Consider the following 14,421-nt stretch of genomic DNA (forward strand, 5'->3'; position numbering starts at 1 on the left):
AGCCGTTCGAGACTAGGACGTTGATAGGTCAGGTGTGTAAGCGTTGTGAGGCGTTGAGCTAACTGATACTAATGACTCGTGAGGCTTAACCATACAACCCTGATGGGTTTTATGAGTAGACTAATAGGTTCTACTGAAAATGCTCCATGCATTTTCGAGTATTTCCTCCATCCATGGAGGTCATACGACTAAGATTAGAAGCACTTAATGTGTGTTTAACTCAATAATTTATATTTACTTGCGACAGCGAGTAACAGCTTTCTAAACTTTTTACCTTTAGCTTTTTAAAAGCTGAAAGTAATGCCAAATTTGTCTGGAAACCATAGAGCTGTGGTCCCACCTGATCCCATTCCGAACTCAGAAGTGAAACACAGTATCGCCGATGGTAGTGTGGGGTTTCCCCATGTGAGAGTAGGTCATTTCCAGGCGCCTAATTAGTAAAAAAGCCCGCTATTATATAGCGGGCTTTTTTACGTCTGTAAATTGAGTCAGTTAATCATTTTTCTGTAGCGCTTAGGACTTTAAAGACAGTGTGTGGCCGATATGCCCATGTATGAGTAGGCCATTTCCAGGCGCCTAATTTCTCGTAAGAGAGTATCAAGCCCGTTGCTAACGCAACGGGCTTTTTTACGTCTGCGATTTATAACTAATGAGCTGTTAAAGTATAGATACCACAACTACCTGTAACGTAATGTTTTACGTGGAGTGATAATGCTAACCGGAGGAGTTTGGGTTAAAGAGTTGGCGTGCAGTTTAATAAACGCAACTCCAGCCTGTTTACCAAGTACGTAATCAGATTGTAATGCAATTTTTTTGCTGCCGATTAACCTGCTTTTTAGACTCCTCTTTGGGAATATTTGGATGATCTCAAGACCGCTCGGCGGTGATTCTATAAAGCGTAGTGCATCCCGGTAGGCATATTCGTGATGTACAAAGAAATCGATGGCTTTTGGACATTGGTTAGACGTGCAAACCCAAGATTTTAGTCGATTTACCCATGGTGTATGAGCTGCATATTCTCTGGGTAGGGTCCGTAGCACAACTATTTTTTTAGCACCGCGTTTATAGGCTTCTTCAACAGGAAGTGGTGCAGAAAGTCCTCCATCAACTTGGTAATCTCCATCAATTTTGACTCCCTCTTTATATAACATGGGCAAAGCACTTGAAGCTTTAAGCAATGTTAGCCAGTTGTCTTTATTTGGTTTGTAAAAGCTAGCTTGGTAACTTGAACTGTTGGTCGTCGATATAAGTAGTTGCCTACGGTTTAACTCTTGAAGGCCCTTGTTCGTGTCGAGTTGAATGCTAGCTTTATATTTTGATTTGCTATTCACTTGGTCAAAGTACCAATCTAGATCAACTGTGTTTTGGCCCTTTAGTGGCCGGCTTAAGCTAAAAAACTTGGGATCGCTAGAAAACTCTGTGATTGTTCGATGCGCGAAGCCTGGCTGTTGGGTGATATAACTTGATAGGTTTTGTGCTCCTGCAGAGGTCCCTATCAATAAGCTAAAAGGATTGAAGTTTTGTTCTAGCCAGCTATCCAAAATCCCCGCGGTAAAAATACCTCGTTGACCCCCGCCCTCAGCGACCAAAGCAGTTTGGGCTATGGGACTATTAGTGTCACTAATCATTATGGTTACTCTCTGGGATGTTAAAGCTAGGCCATAGGTAATACGATGGAAGCTTGGCTAGAATTAAGGGGAAAATTTAACGCTTACTCATCTTGTTGTATAATTGATTAAACAAATTGCCCAGATAGAGTTTACCTATCACCTCTCTTTCATATCTGTCCGTTGTTGCATAGATGTGCTTTTTAGGGTTAATCGGACCTGCTTTGTCTGCTAAATGTACTTGCTTTAACTGTTTTGATTGAAAAGAGAGCAGTCGATAACTTTTGCTTGAAAAAGTACTTTACCTTTTAGGCCAGTTTACGCATAATGCGTCTCGTCAACAGGGGTGTAGCTCCAATTGGTAGAGCGCCGGTCTCCAAAACCGGATGTTGTGAGTTCGAATCTCCCCACCCCTGCCAAATAAAGAAAAAGCCGAGCATTAGCTCGGCTTTTTTGCATCTAGGATTTAACTAAATGCTAGATGCCTTCACAAGCCTGCAAGTGAACTGTTATTCTTGTTTGTCTCTATTACCTTTTGGTCTTATATGAAATCGAGCGATTACCTAGATGCGATGGGAGTTACCCGTTGGATCAAGCCAGAATTAAAGCCTGAATTATCCACGGTGCTAGTGAACCCTCGTAGGCTTACCGAAACGAGTAGCCCGATCATCACTAAGGTATTAGAGTTGATGGGCTACGATCGCGAGCATGTTCGCTTTGCTTCAAATGCTGAAGCTAATGTAAAAGTCATTTGGGATATGCGTGGCAAACAATCATCGGTTAGCACTGAGATGTTACTTTCTGCGCCTATTCATGAGATTGAAACGAATCCGGAAGCTAAAAAAGCACTATGGCGCAATATGCAGCCATTTCTGAAGCATAAGGGACCTTGATGAACCTAGTTACTCTTTCTGGCGATTCTTCGTCTGAAATGGCTCTTATCGCCGCTAGCGCCCATAGTCACCCTATGACAGAGTCGACGATTAAGAGTTGTTTCGGTGATCTTTATAGTTGCGTAGGCATTTACCAGAATGATGCATTATGTGGTTTTGCGATCCTGCATCAAATCTTTGAAGATGCGACATTGATGGATATCTGTGTAGAGCCAGTTCATCAAGGTAAAGGTTACGGTAAAGCGTTGCTTGATAATGTTATAAGCCTTGCTCGCAAAAAAGATGCGGAGGTACTAATGCTAGAAGTTCGTGAGTCTGCAGTCGGTGCACAAGCACTGTATGTTAGAGCAGGCTTTGAACGCTCAGGCGGTCGTAAAGGTTATTACAAAACTGATAGCGGCACCGAAGACGCTATTTTGATGTCTCTAGCTTTATAAATAAAAAAATAGCGCCAAACGGCGCTATTTTTATCTCTATTCCAATTAATCTGTTTAATCGCTAGAGCATAAACAGAGTTATTTTACTTCTTTGCCCTGTGCTTGCAGATCGGCATGATAGCTTGAACGAACCAAAGGACCACAGGCTGCATGAGTAAAGCCAATGCTTTCAGCTAAATCTTTCAGTTCATCGAATTCTGCAGGCGGCACGTAACGTTCAACCGGTAAATGGAATTTAGATGGTTGTAGGTACTGACCAAGGGTTAGCATTTCAACGTTGTGAGCTCGAAGATCATGCAGCACTTGTGCAATCTCTTCATTACTTTCACCAAGACCCATCATAAGACCAGACTTTGTTGGCACATCAGGGTGACGTTCTTTAAACTTTTTCAATAGATCAAGTGACCACTGATAGTTTGCACCTGGACGCGCTTTACGATAATGCATTGGCGCTGTTTCAAGGTTGTGGTTGAAAACGTCTGGTGGCTCAGTAGCCAATATATCGAGTGCTTTATCTATACGGCCGCGGAAATCAGGGACTAATGTCTCAATTTTAATTTGCGGATTCAGTAAGCGGATCTCTCGAATACAGTCTGCAAAGTGTTGAGCACCACCATCACGAAGGTCATCACGATCGACTGAGGTAATAACCACATACTTAAGCTTCATGTCTTTGATGGTCTGAGCAAGCTTCTTAGGCTCTTCAGCATCAGGCTTGAGCGGGCGACCATGAGCAACATCGCAGAAAGGACAACGACGCGTACAGATAGCACCTAAAATCATAAAGGTTGCAGTACCATGGTTGAAACATTCAGAGAGGTTAGGGCACGAGGCTTCTTCACAAACAGAGTGCAGACCATTTTTACGCAGAGCCTGCTTTATCTCTGTGATACGTTGATTTGAAGCTGGCAGTTTTACCCGTAGCCAGTCTGGCTTTCTAAGCATCGTTTCACGCTCAGACGGCACAACTTTCACTGGAATGCGTGAAACTTTATCGGCATCTCTTAATTTAACGCCAGGTTGTAATCTTTCAGGCCTATTCATAATGACTCTGGTAATCCTTGATGGTGAACTAGGTTTGCTAAACCGAGCTCTTGGCTAAGGGTTTCAACTAATTGCTTGCCAGCCTCTTCAACGGTTTGCGGGCCGCCTAGCTGTTTGCATTGGATCATCTCCATACCGGCATAGCCACATGGATTGATACGTTGAAAAGGGGACATATCCATATCCACATTTAAGGCCAATCCATGGAAAGAGCATCCTTTTCTGATCCTAAGACCCAAAGATGCAATTTTACGCTCTTCAACATATACACCAGGTGCATCAGCTTTTGCGTAAGCTTCTACACCATAGCGTTTTAACATGTTGACGATGCTTTGTTCGATGTGAGTAACAAGTTGGCGCACGCCTACTTTCAGGCGCTTGATATCAAGCAGAGGATAAATAACCAGTTGCCCTGGACCGTGGTAGGTAACTTGTCCACCACGATCAACTTGGATCACCGGAATATCTCCGGGATTCAAGATATGTTCGCTCTTACCTGCTTGGCCTTGAGTGAATACAGGCGTGTGCTCAACAACCCAGATCTCATCTTGGCTATTTTCATCACGATTATCGGTATAATGCTGCATAGCATGCCATACCGATTCGTAATCTTGGCGACCCAAATGGCGAATATGCAAAGTGCTTTCTAGCAAGGGCAACCTCTCCCCTCAAATATAAGTGCGGCTATTATACGCCTCAAATTGATAAATGTAAGACAGATCACATTTATCAGTAATGAGTAATATTTATAAGACGCGCTTAACACCTTCAAGTTCGGCAAGTTGAGTGTACAATTTTTCTATTTGCTCTTTGCTTGTAACCGTCACACGGATAGTGACAGAGTAATAGGTGCCTTTGCTTGATGCTTTGGTTGAAGGCGCATAATCACCAGGTGCCAGAGCTTGTACGACCGCCAAAACGCGATCTTGTAGGGTATCACTGGCATCACCGACAACTTTAAATGGAAAAGAAGCTGGAAACTCCATTAACTCGTCAAATCTAGTATCTAACATTTTTTACTCTCGAGAATTTCAATAACCTTAATATGGTGCTAATTATAACGAATTCAAGGTTAGTAATACCACTGTTGATAACTTCAGCTGCATTAAACGCAAGAAGCCACCCTTAGGTGGCTTCTGTCAGCATTGAAACTGTTAGCTAAACCAGCCTTCAAACATCTGCTTAAAGTAATCCATTAGCTGGCTAAACCAACTGCCTTCATTGACTTCTTGCAGAGTAACTAGCGGGAATTGAGCAATATCTTTACCATTTAGTTGGAAGTAGATGCGGCCAACGGTTTCCCCTTTAGCAATTGGCGCCTTTAACTCTTTGGTGAGTTCAAAGTTAGCTTGCAAGTTTTTAGCTTGCCCGCGGCTAATAGTGATTGGCGTATCGGTGGTGACACCTAAATCAATTGTTTCTCTGTCACCGTACCAAATCTTTTGGGTGACGAAGCTGTCGCCTGCTTGGTAAGGAGTCACGGTTTCGAAGAAGCGGAAGCCATAATTTAGCAGCTTTTTACTTTCTGCTTTACGAGCTGTTTCGCTCTTTGTTCCCATAACGACTGAGATCAAGCGCATGCCGTCTTTGGTCGCCGAGGTTACTAAGTTGTAGCCAGCTCCTGAAGTGTGGCCAGTCTTAATACCGTCAACATTTAGACTTTTATCCCATAAAAGGCCATTACGGTTATATTGTTTGATGCCGTTATAAGTAAAAGATTTCTCTTTATAGACTGCATACTCTTCAGGGACGTCGCGAATGATCGCCGCACCTAAAATTGCCATGTCGTAGGCGGTGGTCTTGTGATTATCTGAATCAAGGCCGTGAGAGTTTTCAAAGTAGCTATCTTGCATGCCAAGCTGCTTCGCCCATGAATTCATGAGGTCTACAAAGCCATCTTCGGTGCCAGCAATGTGCTCAGCCATTGCAACACACGCATCATTACCAGACTGGATAATGATGCCTTTGTTAAGCTCTTCTACTGAGACAGTCTTGCCTACTTCGATAAACATTTTTGACGAATCAGGGAAGTTTTTAGACCAAGCATTCTTGCTAATGGTCACTTCATCTGATGGTGAAACATTTCCTACTTTAATCTCATGACCAATAACATAACTGGTCATCATTTTAGTTAAGCTGGCAGGGTTAAGGCTCTCGTAAGCGTTGTTTTCAGCAATAATCTGCCCTGTATTGTAGTCCAAAAGGACATATGCTTTGGCTGCAACAGTCGGTGCATTAGGGGTTACTACTGGAGCTGCTTGTGCAGAAAAGGCGGCGACTGAGGTCGCGAGCAAAAGCGTTTTTATTGGTTGGTTTAATAAATTCATATTAATAATGCACGTCTTTATGTTTAGGTAAGATGAAAGCGAAGTTCCACAAAGTATACCATTAGTCGACAAGGTAATTCGCCATAGGTTCATTAATCTTGTTTCATTCAGTGATTAAATAGCTTTGCGGGTAACCCTGCAGTTTAAGTTTTTCCGTTAGTTTTGTGGCTAGCTGCTGTTGACCTATGGGGCCGAGCTGCAAACGGTATAAATTATTAGATTGTTGAAGGCGGCTATTCACTTGATACTTCTGTTCAAGATCTTTCGCGAGCAGCTCTAAACGGGATTTATTAGAAGATGCCACTACTTGGATAAAATGAAGTTCAGTACCTTTAAGTTCCGCCAATGCTATTGATTCGGGATCTGCAATATAGATAACCTCTAGGCTTACATTTGCTGTGCCTGTTTTAAGCATGTCGAGCCTGTGAGCGGCTGCATAGGATAGATCTATCAATCTATCTTCATGGAATGGGCCGCGATCATTTACCCTAACAACGACTGTTTTATCATTTTTAAGGTTGGTGACTTTTACGTAACTCGGTAATGGTAAGCTCTTGTGAGCAGCTGACATTGAGTACATGTCATAGGTTTCACCATTGGAGGTTAAATGGCCATGAAACTTACTGCCATACCACGAAGCAATACCCTTAGCTTGGTAACCTTCACCGCTATCCATTACTTGATAACTCTTACCTAAAACCGTGTAGTTTTTTTTATTACCACCACGGCTATAAGGCTCAAATTTTGGATGTGCATCTTCAACCTTCGAAACGTCTGGAGCAGATGTTGGCGCTCTATCGTCAGCAATATCGTAACGGCTTTTATCACTACTCGAACAAGCTGCTAGCAAGACTGTGATGAAGAGGATAAGGAGAAGATTAATACGTTGCATAAGCTTGCTTAAGTTCCTGACTAAACTGGTATACCGCCATAGCGTATAAAGGGCTGCGGTTATAGCGGGTGATAACATAAAAGTTTTTCAGACCTAACCAATACTCATCATGTTCTTGTTGTTCAAGCTTGATGACTAGACCTGGCTGGGAAATATCGATGTCCATTGACTTAGCGAGAGCGACGTTTGGAGATAAAATATCTGCAATTTTGTAGTGCATCTTCTCTCCAGCCCAAGTTTTCACTGTAGCAGGTAATGCTTTATTTAACGTTAATTCCAACGCTACTGGCTGATTTTTCTGCCAACCATGCTGATGGAAATAATTGGCGACACTGCCAATGGCATCAACAGGGCTATTTAGCAGATCGCGGCTGCCGTCCTTGTCAAAATCGACTGAGTAATGACGATAGCTGGATGGGATAAATTGACCAAAGCCCATCGCGCCTGCGTAGCTACCTTTTAGGTTGTTAATATCAAGATTTTCTTCTTTGACAAGTTCTTGCAAATTGGCAAACTCTTTTCGGAAGAAGGTGGCTCTTGGAGGGTAGTGAAAGCCCAGTGTGTATAAGGCATCTTTAACTGGGTAGTTGCCCATATAGCCTCCATAAAAGGTTTCAATACCGATGATGGCCACAATAATTTGTGGGTCAACATTAAACTCTTTTGAGGCTCTTTTAATGGTGTCGGCATGCTCTTTCCAGAACTTAAGTCCAGCATCTAGCCGTTTTTCGGTTAGAAAAATAGGGTAGTACTGATGCCAAGGCTTAGCTTCCCATGGCTTGGTCATCGCATCAATGACTGCTTGGTTAAATTCGGCATTATCAATAAATGCCTGAGTTTCTACGTCGCTAAAGCCTTTAGCATTTTGTGTTTGCAAAAACTCTGCTTTAAGTTCAGCAACATTAGGCTCGACTTGATCGGCGAATACGGAGCCTGATAAAAGAGTCAGCGCTATTGGCGCTAGAATACGATTCAACAGTTTCATCTGTTCTACAATCCTTATACTTCGACTGCCGCTTAAACATCTGACAGAGTTTATAAGCGCAATCGAGTGAATTTGTAACGTGAAGTCAGTTATCTATCAATAAAGCGTCTATGAGTATGGATACTCATTAAGATCCCAAATCCAGTCATTAATGTCAGCATCGAGGTACCACCATAACTTATCAGTGGCAGAGGTACACCTACTACAGGTAATAATCCTGAAACCATGCCAATGTTTACAAAAATGTAAACGAAGAAGGTCAAAGTAATACTTCCTGCGAGTAAGCGAGCAAAACTGGTTTGGGCGCGAGAGGCGATAACTAGGCCGCGGCCAATAACATACAGGTACAGGGTTAGCAGCAGTAAACTGCCGATAAGCCCAAACTCTTCACCAATCACGGCAAAGATAAAGTCAGTGTGGCGTTCAGGTAAAAATTCAAGTTGCGACTGTGTTCCATCGAGCCAGCCCTTACCCCATAAGCCTCCTGAACCAATGGCAATTTTCGACTGTATAATATGGTAGCCTGCACCCAGCGGGTCTTTTTCGGGATCGAGTAGTGTCATGACACGTGTGCGTTGGTAGTCATGCATAAAGAAAAACCACAGAGCAGGCAACATGGCCAACACCGCGCCGACACAGCCACCTACAATGCGCCAGCTCATGCCCGAAAGAAACAGTACAAAAATACCAGAAGCAGCAACCAAAATTGAGGTGCCCAAATCTGGCTGTTTGGCGATAAGTAGAGTGGGTACCAATAAAATAACAATAGCACCCGCTAGATAGCGCTTTTTCGGTGGCAGCGGAAACTTACTGATATACCATGCCATGGTTATCGGGAATGCGAGCTTGATTAGCTCTGAGGGCTGAAACTCCATAAAACCAAGGTTGAGCCAGCGCTGTGCTCCTTTGTTGATCTCACCAAAAAAGTGCACACCGAGTAGCAGAATTATTCCGGCTATATAGATGGGAAATGCCCAACGCCTAAGAATTTCAGGGTTTATTTGTGCCACGGCAAACATAATGACCAGTGATAGCCCCATCCGAACTAACTGACGATCCATAAGTGCTAGATCTTCGCCACCTGCAGAGTAGATAACGACAAGCCCGAAGCCCATCAGTGCAAGTAAGCCGATTAATAGTGGCAGATCGATATGTAGACGTTGCCAAATATTAGGGCGGTTGTTATGAGCACTCATTTTTTGTCACCCCATGAATCTCTTAGTAAATACTCATCAAGCAGAGCACGTGCGACTGGGCCTGCATTAGCGCCACCCCAACCGGCGTTTTCAAGCACAACAGCCAAAACGATTTTAGGGTTCTCATAGGGGGCGTAAGCAATAATTAAGGCGTTATCTCTAAGGCGCTCATCAATTGTATCGGCGTCGTACTTGGCGTCTTCTGCCACACTGAACACTTGCGCGGTACCTGTTTTCATCGCTGCTGTATATTTGGCATCCGTGAAACGTGATTTATGCGCTGTGTCTCGCATTGCTTCGTTAATAATGTCCCAGTTCTTTGGGTCTTTAAGCACAATTGGCGCAAGTTCATCTGCAGGGGAATCGATTTTAGCGGTTTGATCTTGAATCGATTTGAGCATATGCGGCACAAAGCGACGGCCTTTATTTGCTAAAATAGCGGTGGCATTGGCAAGCTGCAGTGGGGTAGTCGTCCAGTAACCCTGTCCAATACCGACCGATATGGTATCGCCAATATACCAAGGTTGGTTATAGCGTAAACGCTTCCAATCTTTAGATGGCATGATCCCTGCGGACTCTTCAAAAATATCGACGCCGGTGCGCTCACCAAAGCCAAATGGCTCCATAAAGTTGGCGATGGCATCGACACCTGTTTTATAGGCTAAATCGTAGAAGTAAGTATCGCATGAACTCACAATCGCACTGTTAACATCAACCCAACCGTGGCCCCAACGTTTCCAGTCTCGGTATTTACGTTCAACCCCAGGGATCTGCCAGAAACCAGGATCCCAAATACGAGTTTTTCGGTTTACAGTTTTATTTTCTAAGCCAAGCAAAGCAAGGTGTGGTTTAACCGTTGATGCTGGCGCATACTGGCCTTGGGTCGCACGATTGATTAACGGTTTTGATGTCGAATTAAGCAGTTCGTTGTAGGCCTTACTGCTGATCCCATGTACAAACTGATTAGGGTCATAAGTGGGGCTGGACAAAAGTGCAAGGATGCCACCATCTCTTGGATCTATGGCAACAACTGACCCTCTACGTCCATTGAGCAGTTCCATGGCTTTTTTCTGTAGATTAAGATCTAAAGTCAGATAGATATCTTGGCCAGGAACAGGTGGCTCAGATTTTAATGTACGAATAGTTCGGCCTCGGTTATTCACCTCCTCTTCGAGATGTCCTGGCTTACCGAGCAGCATGCTTTCATAAAACTTTTCGATACCTTGTTTACCGATATCCTTTGTTGCAGCGTAATTACTCCACTTGTTATTGCGTTCAAGTGAGCTTTTATCACGGCTATTAATTTTGCCTACATAGCCAAGAGCATGAGTCATTAAGCCATTATAGGGATAGTGACGTTTGAGACCGGCTTCAATAGAAAAACCAGGGAACTGATGCTGGTTGACGCTAAATTCGGCCACTTGCTCTTCGGTGAGTCTATTTTTGATGGTTAGCGGTTTGAAGCGTCGGTGATATTTAAGCGCTTCGATTACAGTCTCTTTTTCATCGCTAGATAGAGAGATAACTTGGCTTAATTTATCTAGGGTTCCACTGATGTCGCTGACTTTTTCAGGCACCATTTCTAATGAAAAGAATGGCTGGTTTTCCGCCAGTAGTTGCCCATGTCTATCATAGATAAGGCCGCGACTTGGAGCGACTGGTACGACTCGGATGCGGTTATCATTCGAGCGTGTTTCATAATCTTTGTAAGAGAGGATCTGCAGCTGGTAGAGGTTTACGAGCAGCAAGCTCAGCAGAACGAAAACACAAAGGAAGGTAAATAGAGCGCGACGTTTAAACAGCGAGGCTTCAGCTGCGTGGTCGTTCATGGTGATGCGCTTTCTAGGGGACACTTACATTTTCTCCTGCTCAAAAAAAGGTGCCAAGCACATATCTTATTCCTGCTAAGGTAAGACTAACTGAATGTAAAGTCGATATTATTCTCTATGGTAGGGATGATTATTGTTAATACTCCAGCCTCGGTAAAGGCTTTCTGCAACAATCACTCTCACCAAAGGGTGGGGGAGGGTTAACGCTGATAAGCACCAGCTTTGCGCCGCAGCTTTTTTACAGTCAGGAGAGAGTCCTTCTGGTCCACCAATTAACAGGCTAACATCTCGGCCATCGAGTAGCCATTTGTTCATCTGTTGCGCCAGTTCGGGGGTCTTCAGGTTTTTACCTGGAAGATCGAGACTGACAATATGGTTACCTTTTGGGATTGCCGCCAACATTAACTCGCCCTCTTTTTGGAGGATACGAGCTATATCGGCATTTTTACCGCGTTTGCCAGCCGGGATTTCAATTAACTCAAGCGCCATATCTCGAGGAAAACGGCGCTGGTATTCTTTGAAACCTGTTTCGACCCAATCTGGCATGCGGGTCCCTACTGCAACTAACTGAATTTTCATTATTCAGGTTTTTCTGACCATAGCTTTTCAAGCTGGTAGAAGTCGCGAGTTTGGTCTTGCATTACGTGCATGATGACATCGCCTAGGTCAACAAGAACCCACTCGCTGCTTTCACGGCCTTCGACACCTAAAATCTTTAGGCCAGCACGTTTTGACTCAACCACTAAATTTTCAGCGATTGCTTTTACATGAGTTTTTGAGTTACCCGTACAAACCACCATAAAATCGGCGATGTTAGATTTCTCTGATACGTCCATGACGACAATATCTTTAGCTTTAAGGTCTTCAACCTTATCGATTACAAATTGCTTTAGCTCGGCGCTTTCCACGCGGATACCCCATTAATTTTTAGACAGCGCGATAGTATAGCAGGTAATGAGATGTAGATTAATAGCGAAGATTAGAAATAGTGACTTTAGCGCTTAAGATTTTTGTTACGGATTATAGGTCGTTGTTGCGTATAGCTGATGCTGTTTTATATATTGCTGAATACAGGCAGGTAAAGCATCGTTAACCGTTAACCCTTTATTGAGGTCGGCTCGAACTTGAGTGGATGAAAAAGGTTGCTCGGTGATCGATACTCGGAAGATGTGACCCGTTTTAGGCGCTGTGCTGACAGATGTTAATGTAGAGCTCGCTTCATGGGATTTTAATATGGCATGCATGGGATGCTCTAATGACATATTTGAGCCTGGGCGCTGGCAAACAACAAGATGGCACAGCTCAAATAAGTCTTGCCACTGATACCAGCTCTGTAGCCCCAAAAATGAATCCATTCCCATTAGAAAATAAAATTCATGTTGAGGATACTGTAGCTTAAGTTCTTGTAGCGTTGTGACAGTGTATGAGGGGCTTTCTCGCAATGCTTCAATTGCACATAGTTTTAGCGGTGGAAAAGCTTCACATACTGCTTGAGCCATTGCGAGGCGATCATCAGTACTTACATGGGTACCATTTTTGTGTGGTGGAATATGATTTGGCATCAACCAGACTTCATCTAATACAAGTTGCTGTTGTACTTCAAGTGCTGGTCGAATATGACCAAAGTGTATCGGGTCGAAGGTGCCGCCCAAAATACCAATTTTCATTAGTCGAGCACTATATGTTTAAGTGCATCGTGAGCTTTAGCATCAAATAATAGACAGATGTGGCTCAGGCCTGTCCAATCCTCAATACCTTGCTGCTTAAGTTTTAACTCTAACGTTGATGAAGTCGACAGTAGGGTTTCGACTTGAGCTAGAGATAAACGTTTAATCGCTTGCTGGTATAAAGGTTTACGTTTGTCCCAAATACGCAGCTTACTCCAAAGACCTTGCAAAGCTTGGCCATTGACTTCTGCAGTCTTGAGTTGCAGTAACACACCGAGCTCTTTGAACAGTGACCAGAGTATTATCGGCATTGCCACGCCTTCGCTCTTAAGCTGTGACAGGATATGCTGCGCTTTATCTTGCTGGTTGCTTAACATGGCATCTGTCAGCTGGAACACACTAAAGCGTGATTGGTCTTCAAAATACTGACTTAGCTGTTCAGGCTCGATAGGTGCCGTTGGACTCAGTAGTTGTAAGAGCTGTAAGGCTTGATCTGCAGCGAGTAAGTTGCCTTCATAAAGTGCAAATAGCATCTCCCGAGAATCACGCGATAACGTCAAAGAATAATGGCTAATTCTGCCATCAAGCCAACGCTGGAACTGAGCACCCTCAGGTGTGATACAAGGCACGTATACACCTTTTGCATCAAGTGATTTGAACCACTTACTCTTAGTTTGTTCGGCCGCGAGTTTAGGCCCTGTTAAAATCAGTAATACATCTGGATTATCCATCTGCATTAATGACTGAAACATAGCACTTCCCTCAGTGCCCGGCTTTGCGGTCGGCAGAGTGAGTTCAATAATGCGGCGACTAGAAAATAAGCTCATCGCCTGCCATTGATCAATTAACTCATTCCAACTGAATCCAGTCTCTTGAGTTAATTGAATTTTCTCATCGAAGCCCTGTTGCTTAGCGACTTGGTATAGCGCTACTCGGCTTTGCTCACACAACCATGGATCGTCACCAAAGATAAGGCAACATTGGGGTAATGGGCTGAGGTTTCGCAGCAATTGATCTGGGTAGACCCGCATCAATTAACCTCTGTAGCTGCCAAGGTTTGAATGATACGGTCGGCAGCTTGGTTGCGCATCTCTTTGAGTAGCAATTGCATCTCTCTACTTTTAGCGAGTGCTGTACGGGGATCGTCCAAATAGTCGCGATGAATGTCAACTTCAAAACGTTGTGATTCAGCTTTAGGCAGTTGCACCGCAAAGGAAACTTGGTAGATCAGTTCGTATTCGGCCACATTACCCGTAGGGTAGATAGACAGGGTAGAGCGATCAAGTGAATCGCTAATAATGCGAACTGTTGGAATGTTATCTGCCGGCTCAACAACCGCAATACTATTAAGCCTTAAACGTTCACGCACTAAACGAGTCAATTCACTGTACTCGTCTTGGCTGCTTAAGCTCAACGTTTGCAATTGTTCAGGGATTGAGTAGCTTCCCTGTAATTTAAAGCCGCAACCAGCACTAAGCAGTACGCTCAGTGCTAAGGTTGCTAAAAATATGCGTTTAATAAGCATAAGTTTTGTTTAGTCTTCC

General features: G+C 43.7%; 16 protein-coding genes, 1 tRNA gene and 2 rRNA genes. 5 read left to right on the top strand and 14 right to left on the bottom strand.

The window, feature by feature from the left end; translation table 11 throughout:
* Both L2730_RS17965 and rrf read left to right on the top strand, forming a co-directional pair.
* Nucleotides 1–93, top strand: a 23S ribosomal RNA gene (locus L2730_RS17965); the annotation flags it as partial.
* 219 nt (nucleotides 94–312) lie between these two features.
* Nucleotides 313–428 (top strand): 5S ribosomal RNA (gene rrf / locus L2730_RS17970).
* A gap of 249 nt (nucleotides 429–677) precedes the next feature.
* Here the strand turns inward: rrf and L2730_RS17975 are convergent.
* Nucleotides 678–1,628 (bottom strand): patatin-like phospholipase family protein, encoded by a 951-nt coding sequence (locus L2730_RS17975; RefSeq protein ID WP_248975857.1) that lies wholly within the window; start codon nucleotides 1,626–1,628, stop codon nucleotides 678–680.
* 321 nt (nucleotides 1,629–1,949) lie between these two features.
* Between L2730_RS17975 and L2730_RS17980 the strand changes: the two genes are divergently transcribed.
* From L2730_RS17980 to rimI, 3 genes are all read left to right on the top strand, one after another.
* Nucleotides 1,950–2,026 (top strand) — tRNA-Trp (locus tag L2730_RS17980).
* 126 nt (nucleotides 2,027–2,152) lie between these two features.
* On the top strand, nucleotides 2,153–2,500 hold the full coding sequence (locus L2730_RS17985) for a hypothetical protein (protein ID WP_248975858.1): 348 nt from the start codon (nucleotides 2,153–2,155) through the stop codon (nucleotides 2,498–2,500).
* Nucleotides 2,500–2,937: a ribosomal protein S18-alanine N-acetyltransferase gene (rimI, locus tag L2730_RS17990; protein ID WP_248975859.1), complete on the top strand. Its 438-nt coding sequence runs from the start codon at nucleotides 2,500–2,502 to the stop codon at nucleotides 2,935–2,937. Before L2730_RS17985 ends, rimI begins: the two co-directional genes overlap by 1 nt.
* 78 nt (nucleotides 2,938–3,015) lie before the next feature.
* Here rimI and lipA read toward each other — a convergent pair whose 3' ends face one another.
* The 13 genes from lipA to L2730_RS18055 all read right to left on the bottom strand — a co-directional run bounded on the left by lipA (nucleotide 3,016) and on the right by L2730_RS18055 (nucleotide 14,402).
* Nucleotides 3,016–3,981 carry a lipoyl synthase gene (gene lipA / locus L2730_RS17995; protein ID WP_248975860.1) on the bottom strand — a complete coding sequence of 322 codons (966 nt, stop codon included), beginning with the start codon at nucleotides 3,979–3,981 and terminating at the stop codon, nucleotides 3,016–3,018.
* Nucleotides 3,978–4,634: a lipoyl(octanoyl) transferase LipB gene (gene lipB, locus L2730_RS18000; RefSeq protein ID WP_248975861.1), complete on the bottom strand. Its 657-nt coding sequence runs from the start codon at nucleotides 4,632–4,634 to the stop codon at nucleotides 3,978–3,980. Before lipB ends, lipA begins: the two co-directional genes overlap by 4 nt.
* A gap of 93 nt (nucleotides 4,635–4,727) precedes the next feature.
* Nucleotides 4,728–4,994 (bottom strand): DUF493 family protein YbeD, encoded by a 267-nt coding sequence (gene ybeD, locus L2730_RS18005; protein WP_248975862.1) that lies wholly within the window; start codon nucleotides 4,992–4,994, stop codon nucleotides 4,728–4,730.
* 141 nt (nucleotides 4,995–5,135) lie between these two features.
* On the bottom strand, nucleotides 5,136–6,308 hold the full coding sequence (locus L2730_RS18010; protein ID WP_044556056.1) for a serine hydrolase: 1,173 nt from the start codon (nucleotides 6,306–6,308) through the stop codon (nucleotides 5,136–5,138).
* 103 nt (nucleotides 6,309–6,411) lie between these two features.
* Complete coding sequence (locus L2730_RS18015; protein ID WP_248975863.1) at nucleotides 6,412–7,200, bottom strand: septal ring lytic transglycosylase RlpA family protein; 789 nt, start codon at nucleotides 7,198–7,200, stop codon at nucleotides 6,412–6,414.
* The gene (mltB, locus tag L2730_RS18020; RefSeq protein WP_248975864.1) at nucleotides 7,187–8,185 is read right to left on the bottom strand and encodes a lytic murein transglycosylase B; all 999 of its coding nucleotides are present in this window, start codon (nucleotides 8,183–8,185) and stop codon (nucleotides 7,187–7,189) included. Before mltB ends, L2730_RS18015 begins: the two co-directional genes overlap by 14 nt.
* 89 nt (nucleotides 8,186–8,274) lie before the next feature.
* Nucleotides 8,275–9,381, bottom strand: coding sequence for a rod shape-determining protein RodA (rodA, locus tag L2730_RS18025; protein WP_220739172.1), 1,107 nt, complete (start codon nucleotides 9,379–9,381; stop codon nucleotides 8,275–8,277).
* Nucleotides 9,378–11,234 (bottom strand): penicillin-binding protein 2, encoded by a 1,857-nt coding sequence (gene mrdA / locus L2730_RS18030; RefSeq protein WP_248975865.1) that lies wholly within the window; start codon nucleotides 11,232–11,234, stop codon nucleotides 9,378–9,380. The genes rodA and mrdA overlap by 4 nt, the downstream gene beginning before the upstream one ends.
* A gap of 84 nt (nucleotides 11,235–11,318) precedes the next feature.
* Nucleotides 11,319–11,789 (bottom strand): 23S rRNA (pseudouridine(1915)-N(3))-methyltransferase RlmH, encoded by a 471-nt coding sequence (gene rlmH / locus L2730_RS18035; RefSeq protein WP_020913937.1) that lies wholly within the window; start codon nucleotides 11,787–11,789, stop codon nucleotides 11,319–11,321.
* Nucleotides 11,789–12,118: a ribosome silencing factor gene (gene rsfS, locus L2730_RS18040; protein WP_020913936.1), complete on the bottom strand. Its 330-nt coding sequence runs from the start codon at nucleotides 12,116–12,118 to the stop codon at nucleotides 11,789–11,791. The genes rlmH and rsfS overlap by 1 nt, the downstream gene beginning before the upstream one ends.
* 105 nt (nucleotides 12,119–12,223) lie before the next feature.
* Nucleotides 12,224–12,877 carry a nicotinate-nucleotide adenylyltransferase gene (nadD, locus tag L2730_RS18045; protein ID WP_248975866.1) on the bottom strand — a complete coding sequence of 218 codons (654 nt, stop codon included), beginning with the start codon at nucleotides 12,875–12,877 and terminating at the stop codon, nucleotides 12,224–12,226.
* Entirely contained in the window at nucleotides 12,877–13,908 is a 1,032-nt protein-coding gene (holA, locus tag L2730_RS18050; protein WP_248975867.1) for a DNA polymerase III subunit delta, read from the bottom strand. The genes nadD and holA overlap by 1 nt, the downstream gene beginning before the upstream one ends.
* Entirely contained in the window at nucleotides 13,908–14,402 is a 495-nt protein-coding gene (locus tag L2730_RS18055; RefSeq protein ID WP_220739162.1) for an LPS-assembly lipoprotein LptE, read from the bottom strand. The genes holA and L2730_RS18055 overlap by 1 nt, the downstream gene beginning before the upstream one ends.
* Nucleotides 14,403–14,421 lie beyond the last annotated feature (19 nt).

The organism is Shewanella kaireitica, from assembly GCF_023284045.1.
In the GTDB taxonomy this organism is placed as follows: Bacteria; Pseudomonadota; Gammaproteobacteria; order Enterobacterales; family Shewanellaceae; genus Shewanella; species Shewanella kaireitica.